Origin of the sequence: Pseudomonas sp. R25(2017) (assembly GCF_002112565.1) — a bacterium.
Classification (GTDB): Bacteria; Pseudomonadota; Gammaproteobacteria; order Pseudomonadales; family Pseudomonadaceae; genus Aquipseudomonas; species Aquipseudomonas ekonensis.
Genome location: NZ_NEHZ01000012.1, coordinates 75,415 through 90,821, shown reverse-complemented (window position 1 = coordinate 90,821; position 15,407 = coordinate 75,415). Strand labels below are relative to the sequence as shown.

Here is a 15,407-nt window from a genome sequence, read left to right as displayed (position 1 = left end):
CCTTGCGGGCCGGTCAGTCCTGCTTGCGCACGGTGGCCACTTCATCGCCGCGCACTTTGATCTTGGCGCCGGAAATGTCCTCGAACTCATAGAAACCGTCCTTGGTCTTGGTCTCCGGCATGTCCTTGGTCAGGTACTGGGTGCCGTTCTGCAGCGTCACCACGGTCGGGGTCGAGCAGCCGGCCAGCGCCAGCAGGGCCGCCGCCAGTGAGGCGCCCAGCAGTTTGGTTTTGATTCCCATCGTTTCATGTCCTCGATTCATTCGGTCCGGCCGTTGTCGGCCTTCTAACGCGGTTGGTGCCATAAGGCTCGGAAAAGTTCGATGGACTGGCGAAAAAAACCGTCGGCGCAGGCCATTGATCCTTTTTCGTTTGCGCCAGGCTTGCCCGAGCTGGTATCTGTACGCATAACCAGTATCCGTACGCGACGACCCGACATCACCGTGACAGCCAATCCCCTCGACGATCCGTTCTATTACCTTAACAATTTTCGGCAAGTGCTTGATTGGCTTGAGCTTCGTTATGCCGATGTGATGGACGAGGCGGAACACGCGTTCATCCACGGCTTCAAGGCGCTGCCCCAGGCCTCCCAGGGCCTGCTGGTGCGGCTGGTCATGCGCAAGGGCGTGCATTTCCGGGCGGGCAAGCTCGGCTACGCGGAGATCGGCGACATCGGCGAGGCGTCCCTGGCGCTGCTGGAGCGGGGCTGGCTCGACGAATGCGCACCGCTGTCGATGGCCGAGCTGTTCGACGTGCTGCTCAAGGATGAGATCCTGCAGGCCTTCGGCCCGTACATCGACCGGCCCAAAGGCAAGAAGGCCGAGTGGCTGGCGTCGTTGGACGAACGCTTCCCCGAAGCGCGCCCGCTGCGCGGCTGGTGCCCCGAGCTGGACGAGCGCCTGTTCAGCCTGACGGTGATGGGGCTGTGCGACCGCCTGCGCCTGATGTTCTTCGGCAACCTGCATCAGGACTGGTCGGAGTTCGTGCTCGCCGACCTTGGCATCTACGCCTACGAAAAGGTCGAACTCAGCGCCGACTCCCGCAGCCTGCGCAGCCGGGCCGACGTCGATGCCTGCCTGTTCCTGCATGACTGCCAGCAGCGTTTCGAGCGCGGCGAGCCGCTGCAAGCGATCGTCGGGCAACTCGCCGCGCTGGCGTTCGACAACCCGTGGCTGCAGCGCCGACGCGGCAAGCTGCTGTTCCAGATCGCCCAGTATTGCGAACGCCTCGGCGAGTTCGCCCAGGCATTGGGCATCTACCGCGACTGCGCGTACCCCGGTGCGCGGCTGCGGATGATCCGGGTGCTGGAGCGCTGCGGGGAATACGGCCTGGCGCTGGAGGCGGGCGACCTCGCCGAGCAGTCGCCGGAAAGCGCGGCCGAAGCGCAGGGCCTGCAACGGGTGCTGCCGAGGCTACGGCGCAAGCTCGGCGGCCCGCCGGTCAAGCGTGCGGCGGCCAGGCCTGTGGAGCGTCTGGACCTGCACCTGCCGCGCCTGGATCCGGCGCTGTCGGTCGAGCAGTGCGTCCAGTTGCACCTGCATGAAGACGACGGCCCGGTGCACTACGTGGAAAACAGCCTGATCAATTCGCTGTTCGGCCTGCTGTGCTGGCCGGCGATCTTCGCGCCGCTGCCGGGGGCGTTCTTCCACCCGTTCCAGCGCGGCCCGGCGGACCTGCACCATGAGGATTTCCAGCCGCGCCGCGCCGAGCTGTTCCGGGCCTGCCTGGCCGAACTCGACGACGGCCGCTACATCGACACGATCCGCACTCGCTTCGTCGCCAAGTGGGGCCTCCAATCGCCGTTCGTGTTCTGGGGGGCATTGACCGAAGCGCTGCTGGAGCAGGCGTTGGCCTGCCTGCCCGCCGAACACCTGCGGCACTGGTTCGACCGCCTGCTGCTGGACATCAAGGCCAACCGCGCCGGCATGCCCGACCTGATCCAGTTCTGGCCCGGGCAACGGGCCTACCGGATGATCGAGGTCAAAGGCCCCGGCGACCGCCTGCAAGACAACCAATTGCGCTGGCTGGAGTTCTGCGACCTGCACCGCATGCCCGTGGCGGTCTGCTATGTCCAGTGGCAGGAGCCGGACCTGTGAGCTACAGCATCGCGGTGCGGGCGCTGTGCGAGTTCACCGCCAAGTGCGGCGACCTCGACCTGCGTTTCACACCGTCGCCGACGGCGCTGGAGGGCATCGCCGGCCACCGCACCGTCGCATCCCGCCGCAACGACAACTATCAGAGCGAAGTGGCGCTGGAAGGCGAATTCCGCCACCTGAAGGTCAAGGGCAGGGCGGACGGCTACGACCCGGCGCAGAACTGCCTCGAAGAGGTCAAGACCTTCCGGGGCGACCTGGCCACGCAACCGCCCAACCATCGCCAACTGCACTGGGCCCAAGCCAAGGTCTACGGCTGGCTCATGTGCCGCAGGCTCGGGCTCTCGCGGATCAACGTGGCGCTGGTGTACTTCGACATCGTCAGCGAGAAGGAAACCTGCCTGGTCGAGGCCTGCAGCGCCGACGACCTGCAACGTTTCTTCGAGCAGCAATGCGGATTGTTCCTGCAGTGGGCCGAACAGGAACTGGCCCACCGCCAGGCCCGCGACCTCGGCGCGCAACAACTGGGGTTTCCCCACACAGGCTTCCGGCCCGGGCAGCGGCACCTGGCCGAGTCGGTGTTCAAGGCCGTCAGCACCGGCCGCTGCCTGATGGCCCAGGCGCCCACCGGCATCGGCAAGACCCTCGGCACCCTGTTTCCGATGCTCAAGGCGTTGGCGCCGCAGCAACTGGACAAGGTGTATTTCCTCACCGCCAAGACACCGGGACGGCAACTGGCCCTGGACGCCGCGCACGTGCTGTTCGAGCGCAACGAAGCCTTGCCGTTGCGGGTGCTGGAAATGGTCGCCCGGGACAAGGCCTGCGAGCATCCGGACAAGGCCTGCCACGGCGAATCCTGCCCCTTGGCCCGGGGCTTCTACGACCGTTTGCCGGCCGCGCGGCAGGCGGCCAGCCAAGTGCGCCTGCTGGATCAGGCGGCGATCCGCGAGATCGCCCGGCAACATGCGGTCTGTCCGTATTACCTGAGCCAGGAAATGGCCCGCTGGGCTGACGTGGTCGTTGCGGACTACAACTATTACTTCGATTTCAGTGCGCTGCTGTTCGGCCTGGCCCAGTTCAATCAGTGGAAGGTCGCCGTACTGGTGGATGAGGCGCACAACCTGGTCGAGCGCGGGCGGCAGATGTACAGCGCGAGCCTCGACCAGGCGACCCTGGACAGCGTGCGCAAGGCTGCGCCCGAGGCCCTGAAAAAGCCGCTGCAGCGGGTCAACCGCGAGTGGAACGCCCTGCACAGCGACCAGACGGCGCCGTACCAGGCCTACGACAAGGTGGGGGAGAAACTGCTTCAGGCCGTTTCCCTGTGCTGCGCGAGCATCGGCGACTACCTCAACGATCACCCGCAGGGGCTCGACAGCGGCCTGCAGAACTTCTACTTCGAGATGCTCCAGTTCGGCCGGGTGGCGGAACTGTTCGACGCGCACTACCTGTTCGACATCAGCAAACGCGACCTCGACCGCAAGCGCCCGCGCTCACAGCTGTGCCTGCGCAATGTGGTGCCTGCGGCGTTCATCGGCCCGCGCCTCGGCGCCGCCCGCAGCGTCGTGCTGTTTTCCGCGACGCTCGCCCCGCGCCGGTTCTACGCCGATCTGCTCGGCACGCCGGCCGACACGGTGTCGATCGACGTCGAATCGCCGTTCTGCGCCGAGCAGTTGCAGGTGCGGATCGAAAGCCGGATCTCAACGCGGTTCAACCATCGTCAGGCGTCGCTGGCGCCGATCACCGAATTGATCGCCCGCCAGTTCGGCGAGCGTCCGGGCAATTACCTGGCGTTCTTCAGCAGTTTCGATTACCTGCAGCAGGTGGCGCAGCTGTTGGCCGAGCGGCATCCGCACATTGCGCAATGGCAGCAGTCGCGGGGCATGACCGAAGAGCGGCGCCAGGCGTTTCTCGACCGTTTCACGGCTGACGGCCAAGGCGTCGGGTTCGCCGTGCTGGGCGGCGCGTTCGGCGAAGGCATCGATTTGCCCGGTGCGCGTTTGATCGGCGCCTTCATCGCCACCCTGGGCCTGCCGCAGCTCAACCCGGTGAACGAGCAGATGAAGCGGCGCATGGCGGCGGTGTTCGGCGCCGGCCATGACTACGTTTACCTGTTTCCCGGTGTGCAGAAGGTGGTGCAGGCCGCCGGGCGGGTGATCCGCACCCAGGAGGACCGCGGCGTGGTGACGCTGATCGACGATCGGTTCGCCGAAGCCCGGATCCGGCAATTGCTGCCGCAGTGGTGGGCGCTCGACGCCTCTGAGGAGGCGTCTGCAAAAGCCCTTGTGCCTGTAGGTCGTTGACCCTCTCACTCGTGTGTTATGGAACTGGGCTTGTAGGATTTTTCATTAATAAAATCAAAGAGATATCCGGTAAATCTTTCTGCTTTGAAAATGTCGCAGACATCAGGCCTTATCGGTGCCGTCACTCACGACAGAACCTTGATAAGGAAATCAATGACATGTCCGAACTTGCGACCTATGCCTACACCCCTGCCGACGTGAACGCTGCGTATACCGACATCCGCGAAGCGTTGTTCACCGGCAAAGAGGCCAGCGAAGTCCCGCAGTTGCTGATCACCGCCGGACTGCAAGGCTCCGGCAAGACCTACTTGCTGGAAAAGACGCTGCTGCCGTCGGGGCAGTACGCGAACTACATCCGGCTGTACTCGCCGGACTTTCGAAAGAAGCATCCGCAATACGACACCATGCTGCGCAAGGGCGTGCTGCACGCGTACGAACACACGGAGTCGTTCGTGCGCGAAGTCTGCGCGAAACTGTTCGAAGAGGCCTTCACCGGCCGGTATTCCATGATCGTGGAGTGCGCCTTCGACGACATCGATTTTGCGAATCTGCCGGCCTTCGCTGCAGGCGCCGGCTACCGGATCGAAGCGCACATCGTCGCCTGCAGCCTGCCGTTCGCGTTCATCTCGGGGGTCAAGCGGGCCTTCAGAAGCCTTGAAAAGCAGGAGCTGGAGCGGTTCGTGCGGCCGTCGGACCTGCGTTCGAGCCTGGGCAATTCCCACGCGGTGCTCTTTGCCCTGGAAAGCGCGGCCAAAACGGTCGACGGATCGCAGATCCACCTGTACGAACGGGGCCTGGGCGCCCTCAATGACCGTGTGCTGCGCCGGCAAAGCACCTACAGCCTGGATGAGTCGAAAAAACTCACGGTGACCTCGATGCTCGAACCCTACCGCTACAGCGACTACGAGCAGGTCAGCGGCAATACGGTCAACACGACGGCTGAACGCGACGAAATGATCAGGGAATGCCACCTGGCCCTGAGCAAGACGGCCGCGCATGTGGATCAGGTTCCGATGTTTGTCTACAACGCACTTCACGCCCGAATCGTGAAGCACGTCTACCGTTGACCGCATTCGGGGGCGTCGATCTGCACGGGCCGCTTCTCAATCCCGTGGTTTGACGCATACTCCTGAGAGTCATGACGGGTGTGTGAGCCGATGAGCGAAAATTTCAGCAAGAATTCGATCAGTGAAGAAACGCGTTTTCGCCTGTTGATCGATGCGGTGGTCGACTACGCGATCTACATGATCGACCCACATGGCGTCATCACCAGCTGGAACTCCGGGGCCAAGCGCTTCAAAGGGTACGAGAAGGCGGAGATCCTCGGTGAGCACTTCTCGCGGTTCTACACCGAGCGCGACCGCGCCGCCGGCTTGCCGCAGCGCGCACTCGACACCGCCATCCGTGAGGGGCGGTTCGAGGGCGAAGGGTGGCGCGTGCGCAAGGACGGCACGCAGTTCTGGTGCCATGTGGTGATCGATCCGATCTTCAGCCCCGGCGGGCAACTGCTCGGGTTCGCCAAGATCACCCGCGACCTGACCGACCGCAAGAAGGCCCAGGAGGCCCTGGAGAAAACCCGCGAAGCGCTGTTCCAGGCGCAGAAGATGCAAGCCATCGGCCAGCTCACCGGCGGCATCGCCCACGATTTCAACAACCTGTTGACGGTGATCCTCGGCAACCTGGAGATCGTGCGAAAACGGGTGGGGGACGACCCGAAGGTCAGCCGCCTGCTGGAGAACGCCACCGAGGGCGTGCTGCGCGGCGTATCCCTGACCCAACGCATGCTGGCGTTCGCTCGCCGCCAGGAACTCAAGACTGAACCGGTGGACGTGGCCGCGCTGATCCAGGGCATCACCGGCCTGCTGCGCAGTTCCCTGGGGCCGGGGATCCGGATCGAGACCCGCTTTGCGCAGGGGCTCGATCCGGTGATGGCCGACGTCAACCAGCTGGAGCTGGCGGTGCTGAACCTGGCGACCAACGCCCGGGACGCGATGCCGGAGGGCGGCAGCGTGATCATCAGCACGCGGCCGGAGGTCGTGCTGGAGCATGCCCAAGCCCCGGTGATGGCCGGGCGGTATGTGTGCCTGAGCTTCGCCGACAGCGGCGAAGGCATGGACGATGCGACGCTGGCGTCGGCAAAGGATCCGTTCTTCACCACCAAAGGGCTCGGCAAAGGGACGGGGCTGGGGTTGTCGATGGTGCACGGGCTCGTCGAGCAACTGGGCGGGCGGTTCGTGCTCAAGAGCGAAAAGGGGCAGGGCACCACCGCCGAGCTCTGGTTGCCGGTGGCCGACGACGCAGTGGCTGGCAAGCCGCTGGCCTGCGCCGAGGATTCGCCGGTGGTCACGCGGCTGCGCGTGCTGGTGGTGGACGACGACAGCCTGGTGCTCACCAGCACGACGCTGCTGCTGGAGGACCTGGGCCACCGGGTGATCGGCGTGACGTCCGGAGCCCAAGCGCTGGCGCTGTTCGATCAGGGGGAAGTCATCGACCTGATGATCACCGACATGGCCATGCCGAACATGACCGGCGCCCAGCTGGCCCATGCGGTGCGGGTGCTCAAGCCCGACCTGCCGATCGTCCTCGCCACCGGCTATGCCGAGCGCCTGGAAGGGTTTGCGGCGCAATTGCCGCGGCTGTCGAAACCCTTCACCCAGGTCAACCTGCTGGAGATCATCGCCCGGTCGATGAAGTAGGGCGCTTGCGCCGCTCATAGCGGGCCAGCAGCGGCTGGGTGCTGACGCCGTGCAACAGGATGCTCAGCGCCACGACCGACAGAGTCAGGTCGGTGCACAGGGCCGTCAGCGCGTCGTTCAACCCGTGGTTCTGGGCATAGAACAGGTAGAACAGGCTGCCGATGCCGCGGATGCCGAACCAGCCGATCAGCAGGCGCTGATGTCCCGTCAACAGTGCCCCCCACGGCAGGAGCGCCACACAGGCCGGTCGGATCAGGCCGAACAGCACGCCACCGACCACCAGCGCGCGCCAGTCCCAATGGGGCATGAGCACCACCCCGAGCAGGGTGAGCAGGAACACTTCCAGCGCCCGTTCCACCAGGCTGCCGAAGGCCAGCATGTCGCCCATCATGATGCCGGCGGCCACCTGGCTGTCCTCCAGGCGCTCGGTGTCGCCGTGCACCGCGTGCTGCGGTTCGACGTTCTGATGGCCCACCACCGGTTGCACCAGGTGTTCGGCCGGTGGCTGTTCCGCCCCGGTGGATCGTACCTCTACCTGGCGCAGGCCCAGGCCTGCGGCGAACACAGAGAGAAAACCGTAGCCGCCCAAGGATTCGGCCACCACATAGGCGAGGGCGATCAGCGCCAGGGCCAGGTAATCGTTGGGGCTGACGGTGCTGTCGTCGTGGCGCAGGCGCAGCGACAAGGTGATCCGGCCGATGCCGCGTCCCAGCCAATAGCCGCTGAGCAGGCCGGCGGGCACGGCCCACAGCAGGCTGCGCAAGGCCCAGTCGGCCCACCTGTCCGACAGGTCACCTGCCGGCAGCAGCAACAAGCCCAGCAGCACGAACGGAAAGGCGATGCCGTCGTTGAGCCCGGCCTCGCCCGACAGGCCGAAGCGCACGCTGTCGACGTCGCGGGCGTCGTTGACCTGAACCAGCGCGGCGAGCACCGGGTCGGTCGGCGCCAGGATCGCGCCGACCAGCAGCGCAGGGCCCCAGCCCAGCCCCAGGCCGTAATGCAGCAGCAGGCAGACGCCGAGGATGGTCAGCACCATCACAGGTCCAGCCAGTCCGGCGGCGATCCGCCAGTTCCGGTCACGCAAGGGCAGGCGCAGTTTCAGCCCGCAGATGAACAGCGAGAACAGCACGGCGACTTCGGTCAGATGTTCCATCCACAGAGAGGCGCCGTCCAGCGAAAGCTTCAGCAGGCCCAGCCCGGCGGGGCCGATGGCGATGCCCAGCAACAGACAAACCGCCGACGTCGTCACCGGCAGCCAGCGCAGGTATGAAGACGTCAGGGCGAGGGCCAGCAGCACGGCGCCGAGCACCGCGACCCAATCGATGAAACTCACGGCGAGCGGCCGGCGCCCCGACCGCGCCTAGCCGAGCGGCGCGCGCAGGTACTCCGGCGTCAGCACGTTGAACCACAGCAGGATCATCGACACCAGAATGGTCACCAAAACCAGCAGGCCGACGCCCCAGACGCTGGCCGCATAGAGCAGGCCTTGTTCCTTGCGTTCATGCATGAAGGTCGGCAGACCGACGAACAGCAAGAATGTGGAGTACACCGAAGCCGCGCCCAACACCAGAATGGCGAGCCAGCGACTGGGGTACAGGCCGGCGATCCCGGCGATGAAAAACGGCGTGACGGTGTAGGCGGCGAAGCCGATGCACTGGTTGAGCGTCGGCCGCGCGTCGAACGTGCGCGACATCCAGCGGATGAAACCGCCCATGATCGCCACACCGGCGATGGTGGTGAGGTACAGCAGAAGGCTCAATTGCAAGGCGCTGGCGTTGCTGAGCCAGACCGTTTCCCCAGCCGCCAGGCTCCAGCCGACCGAGGTGGTGCCGATGAACAGGCAGACGGCGGGTATCAGGGCGAGCAACAGCAGGTGGGCGAGGTAATGCCGGGGATGGGCCTCTTCTTCGCGGCGGATGTCGCTCCAGGCGAAGTTGGGCTGGGTGAAGAGCTTGATGATGGGCGCGGACATGACGACCTCCGATCTTTCACGGCCCGGGCAGGGCTATAAAAGTATTGAGAGGCGCCTGGTGCGGCGGTTCAGTTTTTTCGACGGCGGACGCCCCGTCAGGGACGGGGCGCCGTGTCGTCAAGGCTGCGCGGGCTTACAGGCCCAGCTCCGAGAGGCCCGGATGGTCATCCGGACGCCGGCCCAGCGGCCAGTGGAACTTGCGTTCGCTTTCCTTGATCGGCATGTCGTTGATGCAGGCGTAGCGGTTGAACATCAGGCCGTTCTCATCGAACTCCCAGTTCTCGTTGCCGTAAGAACGGAACCAGTTGCCCGAGTCGTCGTGCCATTCGTAGGCGTAACGCACGGCGATGCGGGTATCGGAGAACGCCCACAGCTCCTTGATCAGACGGTAGTCCAGCTCCTTGGCCCACTTGCGGGTCAGGAACGCCTTGGCTTCGGCGCGGTTGTGGGCGAATTCGGCGCGGTTGCGCCATTGGGTGTCCAGGGTGTAGGCCAGCGACACGCGTTCCGGGTCGCGGGAGTTCCAGCCATCCTCGGCCAGGCGAACTTTCTCGATGGCCGATTCACGGTTGAACGGCGGCAATGGCGGACGAACTTCGGCTGCAGTAGACATATTTATCTCCCGATCAATTAACAGTTAAACAACTTGTCGGCTTGTTTCGGCGTTACAGGTCCAATAACTTTCGCGCCATGCATTGCGCATTATCGGCGGCACTGTGATCACCCATCACAAGCGCTACGGTAATGGCGCCGTCGATCAGGATCAGCAACTGTCTGGCCAGCTGTTGCGGATCCTCGGCGCCATGTTCGGTGCACAGCTCGAACAGGTAGTCGAGCAGTTTCTGTTTGTGGTCTTTGGCGACCTGGCGCACCGGATCCTCGGGGTCGCCGGTCTCGCCGCTGGTGTTGATGAAGGCGCAGCCCCGGAAGCCTTCGGAGGCGAACCAGCCCTTGAGCACGGTGAACAGGTTGAGCAGGCGGTCGGCCGGGGTTTCGGCCTGATCCACCGCGGTCCTGTACCAGTGCATCCAACGCACGTCGCGGCGTTGCAGGGCGGCGACGGTGAGCTCCTCCTTGTTGGCGAAGTAGCGGTAGATACTTTTTCTGGAGACACCGGCGGTCTTCACCAGGAGATCCATGCCGGTGGCGGCGATGCCACTTTTGTAGATCAACTTTTCGGTGACATCCAGGATGATGTCGCGGGTCGTGTCGTTGCTATTGATTTCGTTCATGCGGCAAACAGTAGAACGATCGTTCTCCTTGGTCAAGAAGATATTTTGTGAATCTTCTCGATCGTTTTGGCGGATCGTCCCGGGCGCAGGGGTGGGGTTCTTGTTCTGTGGCGCTTTCATTGACGCCATCGCCCGCAGGCTGGCTCCCACAGGAGGTCTTTACAGACACTCACAAGACCGGGCCGAATCGATGGTGTAAGCTCTCGGGTTCTTCGGATTCGACCCATAGCGAGCCCTATGCCGTTGCTTTTCAAACGCTCCCTGCTGCCCAAGTTGCGCAGCTTTCCGCTGACCGCCGAGGCCGTGACCGTGCTGTCCGGCGCTGCCGAGTTCCGCCGTTGCCTGCTGGAGAAGATCGCCCAGGCGACCCAACGCATCTACATCGTTGCGCTCTATCTGCAGCACGATGAGGCCGGCCAGGAAATCCTCGATGCCTTGCATGCCGCCAAGCTCAAGCGCCCCGAGCTTGAGATCGCCGTGGTGGTCGACTGGCTGCGCGCCCAGCGCGGGCTGATCGGCGCCGGCAAGCAGCCGGGCAACGCGGCGTGGTATCAGGAGATGACCCGCACCCACCAGAGCACGGTGCCGATCTACGGCGTGCCGGTGCAGACCCGCGAGCTGTTCGGCGTGCTGCACCTCAAAGGCTTCGTGATCGACGACTGCGTGGTGTACAGCGGCGCGAGCCTGAACAACGTCTATCTGCACAAGTTCGACAAGTACCGCTTCGACCGCTATCACCTGCTGCACAGCCGCGAACTGGCGGATTCGATGCACCATCTGGTCAAGCATGGCCTGATCGAGTCGAAGGCCGTGCACCGCCTGGATCTGCCGAAACTGCCGACCACCCGCAGCCTGCGCAACGACATCGGCGACCTGCGCAGCCGCCTCAAGCACGCGGCCTACGACACCACGGCCGGCAGCACCGAGCGCAACGGACTGTCGGTCAGCCCGGTGCTTGGGGTGGGCAAGAACAATCCGCTGAACCGGGTGATCCTGGAGCTGATCGCCAGCGCCCAGCGGCAGCTGACCATCTGCACGCCGTACTTCAACCTGCCGCTGGGGGTGGTCCGCGAGATCAACCGGGCGCTGGCCCGTGGGGTGAAGATCGACATCGTGGTGGGCGACAAGACCGCCAACGACTTCTACATCCCGCCGAGCGAGCCGTTCAAGGTGATCGCGGCGCTGCCGTACCTGTACGAGATCAGCCTGCGGCGGTTCGCCAAGCGCCATCAGCGCTCGATCGACAGCGGCCAGCTGAACCTGCACCTGTGGCGCGAGGGCGACAACAGCTATCACCTCAAGGGCATGTGGATCGACGAGCGCCGCACCTTGCTGACCGGCAACAACCTCAACCCGCGGGCGTTCCGTCTTGACCTGGAAAACGCGCTGCTGATCGACGATCCGAAGGGGGAGTGGCTGCAGCCGCGGCAGCAGGAACTGGACAACATCATGCGCCACACCACGCGGATCGCGCATTTCCAGAGCCTGGAAGCGTTGCCGGACTACCCGGCCGGGGTGGCCAAGTTCCTCAAGCGTGTGAGCCGGGTGAGGGTGGAGCGCCTGCTGTACCGCATTCTGTAGCGCTCTACAAAGGCCTGTTCACCCCAGCCTTTTGTGGGGAGGCTTGCGGCCTGCGGGGATGCTTTGTGGGAGCCAGCAGGCTGGCTCCCACAGGGATCTGTGTGCGACGCAGATCCAATGCGGGAGCGGGCTTGCCCGCGATAGGGCCCTTCAGAACACGACAGAAAATCAGTTCAGCCCCAGCTTCCCACGCAACGTGGAAAGGTCTTCCGCCAAGGTATTGACCGGCCCCACCAACGCCTTGCGGTCGTTCTCCTTCACCTTGTCATACGTCTCGAACCCACCGTCCTGGGTGCGGTACTTGGCCAGGATCTTGTCCACGGTGGCGAAGTTCTTGTCGACCTTGGCCACGAACGCCTTGTCCTGTTTCTCGATCTGCGGGCGGAACAGGTCGACGATCTTCTTCGCGCCGTCGATGTTGCCCTGGAAGTCGTACAGGTCGGTGTGGCTGTAGCGGTCCTCCTCACCGGAAATCTTGGTCGCCGCCACTTCCTCCAGCAGCGCCGCCGCGCCGCCCACCACTTTCTCCGGCGGGAAGGTCAGGCCGGCGACACGGGCCTGCAGGTCCTTGACGTCCTTATTCAAGCCGTCCGCCAGGGCATCCAGGCCGTCGGTGCTCTTCTCGGAGAACAGCGAATACTCGATGCGGTGGAACCCGGTGAAGTCTTCGGCCTTCACGCCTTTCTCGTGGTCGTCCACCCGAGAATCGATGGAGGCGTCGAGGTCGCTGAACAGCTCGGCGATCGGCTCGATGGACTCGTAGAACACCCGGGTCGGCGCATAAAGCTTCTGCGCGGTGGCCAAGTCGCCTTTCTTCACGGCGTCGGTGAACTGCTGGGTGTGGCTGGCCAGTTCATCCAGTTGCTCGGTGACGTAGATCTTGTAGTCCGACACCGGCCCCACCAGGTCCAGCGGCGCGGTGGCGGCGAAGGCCGGAAGCGGGGTGTTGAGCAGACCTAAGGTCAGCAGCAACGCGAGAGGCGTTTTCTTCATGAGGTGGCGGCTCCTGGGCTTATGCAGTTGTTTTGGGTTGGGTAGCGTTGAGCAGCGAGCGACCGATGAAGTCCTTGTCGCCCGTGACACCTGGCAGGGTGAAGAAGTAACCGCCGCCGATCGGCTTGAGGTATTCCTCCAGCGGTTCGCCGTTGAGGCGGGTCTGTACGGTGATGAAGCCTTTTTCCAGGTCGGCCTGGTAACAGATGAACAGCAGGCCCATGTCGAGCTGGCCGTTCTTGTTCACGCCGTTGGAATAGTTGAACGGCCGGCGCAGGATCAGGTTGGCCTGGGTGGCGGCGGTGCGCGGGTTGGCCAGGCGGATGTGGGCGTCGAGCTTGGTCAGCTTGCCGTGGGGATCCTGGCCGTAGTCCGGCACTTCGGTCTCGTGATGGGCGCCTATCGGGGCGCCGGTGGTCTTCACCCGGCCGATGATGCTTTCCTGTTCCTGCAGCGGCGTGCGGTCCCAGCGCTCGACGAAGTTGCGGATGATCCGCACCGCCTGATAGCTGCCGTGGGCGGCCCAGGCCGGTTCGTCGCTGCCCGGCTGCACCCAGACGATGCGGTCCATGACGCTGGCGTCGGTGGAGTCCGGGTTGGCCGAGCCGTCGCGAAAGCCCAGGAAGTTACGGGCCGACTGCGCAGGCGTACCGGGTTTCGCCGGGGCCTGGGGCGGCACGCTGCCTTCTTGCTTCCAGCGCACCAGCAGCAGGTCCGGCAGGTTCTTCACGATGTCGCGCAGGGCGTGGATGTTGGTGTCGGCGGTGTTGGAGCAGAACTGCAGGCTGAGGTCGCCGTGGCAGCAGTCGGCTTCGAGGGCGTCGTTGGGGAAACCGACCATGCGTATCAGCCGCTTGGGCTTGGCGCCGGCCAGGCCGAAGCGCTCGTCGAACAGCGATTCGCCCACCGAGACGGTGATGGTCAGGTTGTCCGGCGTCACCACCGGCCCCAGGATGCCGGAATCCAGCGGCGGCAGCTTCGGGTCGACCTGGGCCACCGGGCCGCCCTTCATCAGGAATGCGATGCGCTCGTTGAGGGTGCGGAACAGGCGCTCCAAGTCGTCACGGTCGGTGGCCAGCACGTCGAAGGCCACCAGCATGCCGGCCACCGGGCGCGGAGTGACGATGCCGGTCTGGTGCACGCCATGGAAGTCGTGGCGGTCCTGGGTCTTGTCGCTGCTGGGCGCTTCGGTCACTTGCGCAGGTTCGGCCGCTGCGGCCATCGCCGGGCAGCTCAGGGTGGAGCCTGCCAGCGCAACGCCGGCGGCGCCCATGCCCATCAGGAGGCGGCGGCGTTGCAGGTTGAAGTCTTCTGTATCGTTCATCGCGGGTCGTCTTCTGCTTACAGGCCGGAGAGGCCGAGGGCGGGGTCAATGGCGTCGAGGGTGTCGGCCAGGGTCTTGGCCTTGTCGGCGAGCTGCTTGCGCTTTTCGCCGCTGACGGTGTCGTAGCGCACGTAGGCGCCATCGGCCTTCAGGCCGTTGAGTTCGGCGTCGACGTCGGCGAGTGCCTGGTCAATCTTGGGCACCAGGTCGGCGGCGGATTTGGCCAGCATCGGGCGCAGCAGGTCGATGACCTTGCGGGCGGTCTCGACGTTGGCCGCAAACCCGTTGAGGTCGCTGTGGCTGTAGCGTTCCTCTTCGCCGCTGGCCATGCGCACGTCGGCCAGGGTGTTGAGGTTGCGCACCACGATTTCCACCAGTTGCTCCGGTGGCAGCGACTGGGCCAGCAACTGCAGCTTGAGCGTGGTCACGTCGTCCAGCAGCCGTTTGGCCACCGGGGCCAGGCCGTCGAGCTTGCGCTGCTGGAAGAGCCCGTATTCCAGGCGATGGAACCCGGTGAACCCCGGATCCTGTTCGCGTTGCTCGAAATAGTCGGCGCGGGCGTTGATGGCGTTGTCCAGCTCGCCCAGGCGCTGGGCGGCCGGGGCCAGACGCTGATAGGCGGCACGGGCCGGCACGTACAGCGCCTGGGCCTGGGCCAGGTCGCCGCTGTCGATGGCCTGGTTCAGTGCCTTGACGGCCTTGATCAACGCACTGCTGTGCATGGCCACGTACACACGGAACTCCGACAGCGGCCCGACGAACGCGACCATCGACGGCTTGGCCTTGGCGGCGGCCTCGGAAGCGGCGGTGGGCGTCACGTTCAGCGTTCCGCGCGGGTTGCTGAGCAGGCCGCAGGTGATGGTGTAGGTGCCGGGCGCAAGGTTGGCGTTGATCACCTGACTCAGGCCCGGCGCGATGTTTTCCCGTTCCTCGATCACCAGCACGCCGCTGAGGATTTCCCATTCCACCGCCCGGTCGGAGCGGTTGACGATGCGGAAACTGGAGTGGCCGGCCGGCACGGTCAGTTCATTCGGCTCGCAGCTGCGCGGATGGATGTTGACCACCACTTCGTCGTGGTTGAGTTGACGCTTGGCCGCCGCCAGTTTCGAGGCGTAGTAGAACAGGCCGCCGGCGGCGATCATCACGATCACCGAGCCGGCCACCGCCCAGCGCAGGGCGCGGGGAGGGGAGGCCTGAAGAGAGGATGGCTTTGACAT

Annotated in this window: 13 protein-coding genes; 5 read left to right on the top strand and 8 right to left on the bottom strand. The window is 64.8% G+C overall.

Features of this window, described 5'->3' with window-relative positions; translation table 11 throughout:
* Positions 1-13: 13 nt before the first annotated feature.
* On the bottom strand, positions 14-241 hold the full coding sequence (locus CAG31_RS16860; protein ID WP_085583123.1) for a YgdI/YgdR family lipoprotein: 228 nt from the start codon (positions 239-241) through the stop codon (positions 14-16).
* Positions 242-442: 201 nt separating this feature from the next.
* On the opposite strand from CAG31_RS16860, the gene CAG31_RS16855 reads away from it, so the two are divergent.
* The 4 genes from CAG31_RS16855 (at position 443) to CAG31_RS16840 (ending at position 7,088) form a co-directional block, all read left to right on the top strand.
* Positions 443-2,095 carry a VRR-NUC domain-containing protein gene (locus CAG31_RS16855; protein ID WP_085583121.1) on the top strand — a complete coding sequence of 551 codons (1,653 nt, stop codon included), beginning with the start codon at positions 443-445 and terminating at the stop codon, positions 2,093-2,095.
* Positions 2,092-4,392 carry an ATP-dependent DNA helicase gene (locus CAG31_RS16850; protein ID WP_085583119.1) on the top strand — a complete coding sequence of 767 codons (2,301 nt, stop codon included), beginning with the start codon at positions 2,092-2,094 and terminating at the stop codon, positions 4,390-4,392. The genes CAG31_RS16855 and CAG31_RS16850 overlap by 4 nt, the downstream gene beginning before the upstream one ends.
* A gap of 158 nt (positions 4,393-4,550) precedes the next feature.
* On the top strand, positions 4,551-5,459 hold the full coding sequence (locus CAG31_RS16845) for a zeta toxin family protein (RefSeq protein ID WP_085583117.1): 909 nt from the start codon (positions 4,551-4,553) through the stop codon (positions 5,457-5,459).
* 90 nt (positions 5,460-5,549) lie between these two features.
* Complete coding sequence (locus CAG31_RS16840; protein ID WP_085583115.1) at positions 5,550-7,088, top strand: PAS domain-containing sensor histidine kinase; 1,539 nt, start codon at positions 5,550-5,552, stop codon at positions 7,086-7,088.
* Here the strand turns inward: CAG31_RS16840 and CAG31_RS16835 are convergent.
* The 4 genes from CAG31_RS16835 to CAG31_RS16820 all read right to left on the bottom strand — a co-directional run bounded on the left by CAG31_RS16835 (position 7,066) and on the right by CAG31_RS16820 (position 10,292).
* The gene (locus CAG31_RS16835; protein ID WP_085583113.1) at positions 7,066-8,421 is read right to left on the bottom strand and encodes a sodium:proton antiporter; all 1,356 of its coding nucleotides are present in this window, start codon (positions 8,419-8,421) and stop codon (positions 7,066-7,068) included. The genes CAG31_RS16840 and CAG31_RS16835 overlap by 23 nt on opposite strands.
* A 27-nt stretch (positions 8,422-8,448) precedes the next feature.
* Positions 8,449-9,060, bottom strand: a complete 612-nt coding sequence (locus tag CAG31_RS16830) for a Yip1 family protein (RefSeq protein WP_085583111.1) — start codon at positions 9,058-9,060, stop codon at positions 8,449-8,451.
* A gap of 133 nt (positions 9,061-9,193) precedes the next feature.
* Positions 9,194-9,673, bottom strand: coding sequence for a nuclear transport factor 2 family protein (locus tag CAG31_RS16825; protein WP_085583109.1), 480 nt, complete (start codon positions 9,671-9,673; stop codon positions 9,194-9,196).
* Between the two features lie 52 nt (positions 9,674-9,725).
* Entirely contained in the window at positions 9,726-10,292 is a 567-nt protein-coding gene (locus CAG31_RS16820) for a TetR/AcrR family transcriptional regulator (protein ID WP_085583107.1), read from the bottom strand.
* Positions 10,293-10,529: 237 nt separating this feature from the next.
* Between CAG31_RS16820 and pssA the strand changes: the two genes are divergently transcribed.
* Positions 10,530-11,873, top strand: a complete 1,344-nt coding sequence (gene pssA / locus CAG31_RS16815) for a CDP-diacylglycerol--serine O-phosphatidyltransferase (RefSeq protein WP_085583105.1) — start codon at positions 10,530-10,532, stop codon at positions 11,871-11,873.
* A 168-nt stretch (positions 11,874-12,041) separates the two neighbouring features.
* Here the strand turns inward: pssA and efeO (CAG31_RS16810) are convergent, their stop codons facing one another.
* Genes efeO (CAG31_RS16810) through efeO (CAG31_RS16800) form a run of 3 tightly spaced genes read right to left on the bottom strand, consistent with a single transcriptional unit; the run spans position 12,042 to position 15,407 of the window.
* Entirely contained in the window at positions 12,042-12,866 is an 825-nt protein-coding gene (efeO, locus tag CAG31_RS16810) for an iron uptake system protein EfeO (RefSeq protein WP_085583103.1), read from the bottom strand.
* Between the two features lie 19 nt (positions 12,867-12,885).
* Positions 12,886-14,190 (bottom strand): iron uptake transporter deferrochelatase/peroxidase subunit, encoded by a 1,305-nt coding sequence (gene efeB, locus CAG31_RS16805; protein ID WP_085583101.1) that lies wholly within the window; start codon positions 14,188-14,190, stop codon positions 12,886-12,888.
* Positions 14,191-14,207: 17 nt separating this feature from the next.
* Entirely contained in the window at positions 14,208-15,407 is a 1,200-nt protein-coding gene (gene efeO / locus CAG31_RS16800; protein ID WP_085583099.1) for an iron uptake system protein EfeO, read from the bottom strand.

Excerpts from the sequence above, each read along its gene's own strand:
- CAG31_RS16860 (WP_085583123.1), bottom strand. The coding sequence starts at position 241 with ATGGGAATCAAAACCAAACTGCTGGGCGCCTCACTGGCGGCGGCCCTG.
- CAG31_RS16845 (WP_085583117.1), top strand. The coding sequence starts at position 4,551 with ATGTCCGAACTTGCGACCTATGCCTACACCCCTGCCGACGTGAACGCT.
- CAG31_RS16840 (WP_085583115.1), top strand. The coding sequence starts at position 5,550 with ATGAGCGAAAATTTCAGCAAGAATTCGATCAGTGAAGAAACGCGTTTT.
- CAG31_RS16830 (WP_085583111.1), bottom strand. The coding sequence starts at position 9,060 with ATGTCCGCGCCCATCATCAAGCTCTTCACCCAGCCCAACTTCGCCTGG.
- CAG31_RS16825 (WP_085583109.1), bottom strand. The coding sequence starts at position 9,673 with ATGTCTACTGCAGCCGAAGTTCGTCCGCCATTGCCGCCGTTCAACCGT.
- CAG31_RS16820 (WP_085583107.1), bottom strand. The coding sequence starts at position 10,292 with ATGAACGAAATCAATAGCAACGACACGACCCGCGACATCATCCTGGAT.
- pssA (WP_085583105.1), top strand. The coding sequence starts at position 10,530 with ATGCCGTTGCTTTTCAAACGCTCCCTGCTGCCCAAGTTGCGCAGCTTT.
- efeO (WP_085583103.1), bottom strand. The coding sequence starts at position 12,866 with ATGAAGAAAACGCCTCTCGCGTTGCTGCTGACCTTAGGTCTGCTCAAC.
- efeB (WP_085583101.1), bottom strand. The coding sequence starts at position 14,190 with ATGAACGATACAGAAGACTTCAACCTGCAACGCCGCCGCCTCCTGATG.
- efeO (WP_085583099.1), bottom strand. The coding sequence starts at position 15,407 with ATGTCAAAGCCATCCTCTCTTCAGGCCTCCCCTCCCCGCGCCCTGCGC.